Annotated in this window: 5 protein-coding genes; 4 read left to right on the top strand and 1 reads right to left on the bottom strand. The window is 57.7% G+C overall.

Annotated elements, in window-relative coordinates; translation table 11 throughout:
* On the bottom strand, window positions 1–237 hold a 237-nt coding region (locus VKV29_RS02100), incomplete at its 3' end, for an Rrf2 family transcriptional regulator (RefSeq protein WP_324199642.1).
* Between the two features lie 234 nt (window positions 238–471).
* Between VKV29_RS02100 and VKV29_RS02105 the strand changes: the two genes are divergently transcribed.
* The 4 genes from VKV29_RS02105 to VKV29_RS02120 all read left to right on the top strand — a co-directional run.
* Window positions 472–1,095: a sigma-70 family RNA polymerase sigma factor gene (locus tag VKV29_RS02105; RefSeq protein WP_324199643.1), complete on the top strand. Its 624-nt coding sequence runs from the start codon at window positions 472–474 to the stop codon at window positions 1,093–1,095.
* A 168-nt stretch (window positions 1,096–1,263) separates the two neighbouring features.
* Window positions 1,264–3,102 (top strand): hypothetical protein, encoded by a 1,839-nt coding sequence (locus VKV29_RS02110; protein ID WP_324199644.1) that lies wholly within the window; start codon window positions 1,264–1,266, stop codon window positions 3,100–3,102.
* Between the two features lie 14 nt (window positions 3,103–3,116).
* Window positions 3,117–4,214 (top strand): tetratricopeptide repeat protein, encoded by a 1,098-nt coding sequence (locus VKV29_RS02115; protein ID WP_324199645.1) that lies wholly within the window; start codon window positions 3,117–3,119, stop codon window positions 4,212–4,214.
* A 59-nt stretch (window positions 4,215–4,273) separates the two neighbouring features.
* Window positions 4,274–7,096 (top strand): DUF6531 domain-containing protein (locus tag VKV29_RS02120; protein WP_324199646.1); only part of this gene is annotated, 2,823 nt, incomplete at its 3' end.

Raw genomic sequence — 7,096 nt, forward strand, 5'->3', positions numbered from 1 at the left:
ATCGGCCACGGTGATCTTATCTGCCGGTCTTGCGAGTGTGTAGCCACCGCCTGCTCCCCGAATGCTGCGCACGATGCCGGCCCCTTTGAGGGCGGCCAGAATTTGGTCGAGGTAGGGCCCCGGAATATTTTGACGTGCTGCAATCTCTCGACTTTGGCAAGCCCGCGCGGGCGGCTGCATAGCAAGGTCTACAGCCGCACACAGTCCATAGCGCAGTTTTGAGTTAAAGAACGCCATCGAGAAAACACCGCTTACCGATAATCTTGACTCAACTTATAAGGTAAGTATAGCGTGATTGGTTTTATTTGTCAAGTACGTCTGTGGGACGAGGGCGGGGCGAATCTTAACAAAAATTTCATATAAAAACGCTTGACAATTCTGGCAAGTGTCTCTATAATGGAGGCATTCACCTTGGGGCACTTTGCCCCTTTCGCGTTTCTCGCAAGACAGCAACAAAGGAGGGCTACCAAGATGTCGGTGAACGCTTCGTATCCCCCTTACGCCTCTGCTGCCGAAAGGATGGGGCGCCTTTTAGGGCTGCCGGCCATCGAGGCGGAGGAGTGCGGGGCCGATTTTGAGGCCTATGTGGCGGCATTACCGGAGCCAAAACGTGCCTATGTGGAGGCGCATTTAGACTTTTGCGCCTATCGGTACGCCTGCAACTGGTTGCGCAGCTATGTTCGGCATTATCGCCAGGAGCGGAGGGCGGCGTTGGCTATGGTGACGGAGGAGTTGGAGGCGGGGAGGAGAGTAGAGGAGCTAATGGAGCAGGCGGAGCTATGCCAACGGGTGCAGCGTGCGTTGGGGGTGTTGCGTGCAGAGCAGCGGCGTTTGGTATGGGCGCACTTGGTGGATGGGGCAAGTTATAAGGAGATAGCGTTAGAGGAGGGTCGGAGTGTGGAGGCGGTTCGGAAGGCATGTGAGCGTGCGGAGGCGCGTTTACGGGAGGCGTTGTTGGCGGAGGGGGTATGTTTAGAGCGGACGAAGGGAGGAAGATACTACATTGCCATACACGGGGGGGGGGAGAAACTAGCTCCTGAAAAAATTTTTAGGCTTTTTTTGCAAAAAGCGTCCGGTTTTGGGCGCGAGCGGTGATCTATATATTAAAAGCGCAAAATTGGGTCTGAACGACCCATTGGCAGAAGCGGCATCCACTTCCTAGCAAACTCCCGTAAAAAGGGGTTTTTAGGGGGTATAGAGGTTTTTTTTGTCACTTTTGCTACATTTCTCGTTTCCGGGAAACGGGGAAGGAGGGAGAGCCCGATGGCTTGGAAATGCTTTAGACTTACCCGATGGATGCAAAGGCAAGGCAGTTTGGGGAGGCTGTTTGCAAGTGCCCTTCTTCTAATGGCTCTGCCCCTTATGGCCTCCGCCCAAACTCCTTCGCTTAGCGGGCTTACGATAAGCCCCACCAATGTAACCGGAGGCAACGCCACTACCGGTACAGTATTTCTTAGCGCTGCTGCTCCCAGTGGGGGTGTCTCCGTGTCCCTGAGTTCCAGTGCGGCGCAGGTTGCCACGGTTCCGGCCAGTGTCAGTGTGGCGGCCGGGCAAACTAGCGCCAGTTTCAGCATAACGACCCAGGCGGTCAGCAGCCAGAGCACGGTAACCATCACTGCTACCTTAGGCAATACATCCCAAACAGCCTCTTTCACTCTCTACCCGGCCCAGCTGACGAGTTTTACCCTTGCGGTGGGAGGTGGTTACGGCTATGGCTATGGCGGAGGGGGCAGCACGCAACTAAGTGTAACGGGTGGCAATCAGGTCACCGGCACGGTAAGTTTGGATAAGGCCGCCCCAAACGGTGGGGTAAGCGTGGCGATTTCGGTGGATATCGGTAACAGCATCGCATTGCCCGGTCCTGTTGTCGTCCCGGCAGGCCAAAGCTCTACCTCCTTTACTTTTAGTACGAGTTGGGTTAATCAACCCATCGTTACGCATCTCACAGCCACTTTGGGAAACACGCTAACGGATACCCTCACTCTCAATCCCGGCAATCTACGGGTGGTACAGGTAAAGCCGCCCAATCAGGTTCAACTGCAATGGGACGCCACCGCCTCCGGCCCTAACTTTGTGTTAGAGCGCAACGGTCAGGTCATTGCCACCCTTTCTAATACAACGAACACCTACACTGACACGATCCCAAACGGGTTTCAGTCGGGCACTTTCTACTACTACCAACTCTACGATACTACTCCCTCAGGGGGATTAGGGCAGGAGCTTTCGGCGGAGAAGGTGGGCTTTCAGGTAAACGTGGCCCAAGACAACCAAACGGTGGACAGCCGCATCGATCCGCGCTATGCCACGCTGCACTATCTCAACTACTGTTTTGGACATACCACCTATCGTGGAGGGCTATTTGTGGGGTATGCCACCGACCCGGCGCGCATAGCCCGCAGCTTTGTGCGGTTTGGGGGTCTCAGCGCTCCGGCCACCGGTAGCACATTCCGTTGGGGAGCCGTGGCTCTGTACAGTACAGGCGCCTACACCACGCAGAACCAACAGGTGAGTGTGAAGGTGGGATGCCAGGTGACCCAAAGCTCCAATTGGAGTGGGGCTACGATAGTATGGACGACCCAGCCGGACTATGGAGTGTTAAACCCGGCCAATGCCGAGAATGTACAGACGGTGACCTATAGCCCGACCGTGGGAGCGCCCGGTTGGCAGTTTTGGCCTTTGCAGGAGATCAAGTTGGTTTCGGCAGCCGGCAATCCTCTCTCGGTGGCCTTTTGTGCACCAGATGAAACCCAGTATGGGTGGGTCTATTTCGCCAAGATCGAGTACGGTTCGGCTACGGCCCCCTGCATTCCGAATGCGTGGGACCTTCCCATCCCTCTTACCATCACCTTTCCCACCCCGGTGCCGCAATCGGTAGTTCAATGCACCATAGGCATGAACGGGGTGGGGCTAAACGACACGAGCACGGTTCAGGTACAGGTGGTAGTAACCGATAACTACGGTTATGTCTCTACCGTCAACGAGACGGTTCAGATCACCGGCTTAAACCACACCTTTACGATTACCGATCCTAAGGGAGGCTTAGTCGCCCACGTGCAGGTAACGGCCACTTGTAATGGGGTAAGCGCTTACGGGCAGGAATAGCAAGGAGCAAGAAGATGCAAGCAGAGAAAAAGAACGGTTGTTATCGTTTTCGAGAGACACGCGCCCTTTGGTGGATTGCGGGATGTATGGTGGTGGTAAGCAGTGCGCTCTGGAGCGCTTCTACGGTTCATCCGCCCCGGGTGCACGCCTTAGCCCATGAGGTCTATACGGCTGCCGGTTGGGGCGGGTTTGTGGGGGTGCACAAACCGGTAAAGCTGCCGCCGCTTACGGAGGACCCGCTGCGCCCGGCCCGCGAGGCCTACTATGCCGGTCACTATGCCCAGGCCGAGCGGTTGGCGCAGAGCTTTCTTTCGCGGTTGCCGGCTCTGCCCTCCGAGCGGCAGCAACATCAGGAGGCGATGGCCTACCTCATATGGGCCTATTCCGCAGCCCGTCAACACCGCTTTGCTCAAGCCTATGACCTGTTTTTGCGCTGTCGGTCGGTGGCCGAGGCTCTGCCCGACCACGGCGCCCCCAAACCGGTTTTGGGGGAGATGGTGCCGACCTTAGAGGAGGAGGCCGCCTATGAGGCCGTCTGCTGCCTACAAGGGGAGGGAAAGAGACAAGAGGCGGAGGCGGGGTATCTGCAGTTTTTGCGGGACTATCCGCAGAGCATTCTCATTCACGGCGCCACGTTGCGCCTAAGGTGGCTTCATCACGGCAACCTTTCGGCGCAGGCCGAGGCCTTGTGGCGGGCGGATGAGCATGCGCAGATACTGGCCGAGGCGGAGTGCGCCCCCGCTTGCCTGGCGGAGGTGCTGCGCCGGCAGGGCCGTTGGGTTTCGGTGGGGCGTTTGGCACAAGCCATGCACACCGGAGAGCACGGCACGAGTTTGGCGGCATTGGCCGAGGTGGCCCAGAAAGAGGGGCTGCACCCCAAAGGGTTGCAGCTATCGTGGCAGGGGCTTATGCGTCAACCGCGGCCCCTTATTGCCTGGGTGGCACCCCAGCACTTTGTGGTGGTCACGCAGGTGAAGGCCGACGGGGTGCGGGTGTGGGACCCCACCGGCGCTCCTCAGTGTGAGGGGGCCGGCAAACCGGCGGAGTTCTTTGTGCCCAAAAAGCAGTGGCTGCAGCAGTGGCAGCAGGTGGGCCTGGTGTTTGGGAAGTGAAGGGAGAACGAGGGGGTCAACGGTAAGTTGGCCGGTTTGAGGAAAGGAGCGAAACGAGGATGCAGAGCAGAGGACGTTTTGGTTGGCCGATGCGGCTAACGGCTTTGGTGACCGGTTTTTCTACGATGGCGTTTGTGCTCTCGACGCCCTTGGCGTGGGCCCAGCACATCGCCCACTATCGGGAGCTGCTGCGCCCCCGCCCCGTGGCGTTTACCCAATTGAAGCCGGGGTTAACCCAGACCCTTAGCAAGGCGCAGTTGCAGGCCCTGCAGCGGCAGCAGGCGGCGCGATGGGAGCAGGCCCGCCAAAAGGCGGCCTCCCGGCCCGCCGTGGTGCCCCTTTCTTGGAAGCGAATGCGCCACATTTGGGGGCGCGGCACCAGCTACCGCAACCAGTACTTCAGCGGCACCTTGCCTTGGCAGCGCAGTTTGCGCGATGTCAACCTCTGCAACGGCAACCTCTTCAAGAGCTTCACGGATATCCAGGTGGCTCCCGGTCGGGGGCAGGGCTTGGCGCTCCAACGCACCTACAATTCGGACGACCCCACCCCCGGCCCCTTTGGGGTTGGGTGGATGCACTGCTACGACATTCGCAATCAGGACGAAGCGCCCAACTACGGCGGTCAAGACGACCAGCTCAACAACTACAGCGACCGGGTGGACTTTTTTGGCGGGCGGCATAAGTACCATCGGGATGCCGATGGGCTTTACACGCCTCCGCCCTACCTGTATGATGAACTCTCCAGCGACTACACCACCTTCCTGATAAACGGCCCTGCCAATGTGCTAGACGACACCGACAAAAGCATGGACGGAACGATAAAGCACTACATAGCCAACGGCAGCGTGCGCAGTTGTGACTACATAATGGATCGTTTCGGCAACAAAACGGTGTTAACGTATGACCAGACGATCACCTTGCCGGACGGGAGCCACCCCTTAGCGACGGTGACGGACCCCACGGGGCGCACATTGACGTTCCATACGGCGAACTTGGGCACGGCCACGCAGCCGGTATGGCGGGTGGTTCAGGTGGACGGCCCTCAGTATTCGGTGGCCTACGGTTACGGAGCCGATGGCAACCTTAGCAGCGTGACGTTAGACCCCGGAGTGGGGCATCTGAACCGGACGACCACCTACACCTACACCTCGGTGAGCGACAACCAGGGGAACACGGAGAGCGGGCTATTGGCCGCGATAACCGATCCGTTGGGGCATTCGGTCAGCTACGGGTACGGGTTGGGCTATATCACGAGTACAGGCGCCTACAACCCCACCTTCACGAACACGGTATGGGTGCTCAGCATTACGGAGCCGGGGCTAAACCCCAGCACCCAGCAGGCTACAACGGTAACATGGGGGATTACGTGGAGTGTGAGCAGCGGCTCAATCCCTATTGCCATCGGGGTGGGCAATGGAACCTTGGGATTACGCATGGCGGAAGATACTTACCTTCGCAAGCGGATGTACTCGTTAGGAGATGTTTATCTTTACAACACCTACTTTGACAACTTTGAGAACGTAATCGAGGAGGTAGACCCGGCCGGCTACATTCGCAACCCCAACAACCCCTATCAACCGGCCAATGGAACCGATCTGTTAATGACCTACGGCTCGTTTGGGAATGTGCTCACGGAGCAGTATGCGAATTACAGCCCGGTGGCCACGACAACCTACTACGACGCCTCCGGCTACTTCCAAAAGCAGAGCGTAACGGATTTTAACGGGCACACCACCACCTTTGGGGTGGGGTTGGATAGCGACCCCAACGTGGGCAACCGAGGCAACGTGCTGTGGGTGCGCGATGCCGGCTATAACGACCCCTCCAGCCCCAGCTACCACAAACAGTACACCTATACCTACAACCAGTACGGGCAGAAGACCTCCGAAACCAACCTGAACGGGGTGGTGACCAACTACACCTACAACGATCCGCATGGGTACCTAACGCAGGTGGTACAGGATGTGGGCGGTTTACACCGCACCACGACGATGAGCTATGACGAGGTGGGGCATGTGGTTCAATCCACCGATCCGATGGGGCAGACAAGCACGTTTAGCTATAACGTGTTGGGGCAGTTGCAGAGCGCCAGTTTTCCGCCTACGGCCAAAACGGCCGGGGAGACGGTGAGCTACAGCTACGATGCCAACGGGCGCACGACCAGTGTAAGCGATAACAGAGGCGTAACGAGTTTTACGTATGCGCCGGGGTGCGATTGGGTGGCGAGTGTGAGCGACCCGGTAGACGGCACGATAAGCTATGCCTACGGTTTGGTGGGGCAACGACTCTCGATGAGCTTGCCCAATGGGGGAACGTGGCAGTATAGTTATACGGCCAGCAACGGCTCTACCTATGAGGCGCTTCCCAAAGACGACCCTAATGCGCAATGTTTGTTGCTGTGGCAGGTAACCGACGACCAGGGCCGGTTGGTGACCTATAATTTTGATGAGTTAGGGAAGGTTTGGGTAGCCATAACGAACCAGGTATACACCACCGGCAGCAACCCGACGTTGGTCAGTTATATGGAGACGGATTACTCCTATGAAAACCACAACTGGCTTACCCAAGAGAGCACGAGTTACCATTGGCAGGTGAGCGGTGGGGGTTGGCAGTCGAAGGGGTTGTATCAGAACGTGTACAGTTATGATAACGACGGGCAACGGTTGACCAACCAGATAACCGATGGCGGAGGGAACGTGCGCACGGAGCAGTACGGTTACGACAGTCTGAACCGTTTGGTAAGCGTGAACTACGGGGATGGGGAGACGCAGAGCTACACGTTCGATGCGATGGGCAACCGGCTAACGAAGCAGGATAATGTGAGTGGGGCGGAGAATTACGGTTACAATAACGCCAACATGTTGGTAAGCCGGAATGGGAGC

This window comes from Chthonomonas sp. (genome assembly GCF_035294165.1).
Classification (GTDB): domain Bacteria; phylum Armatimonadota; class Chthonomonadetes; order Chthonomonadales; family Chthonomonadaceae; genus Chthonomonas.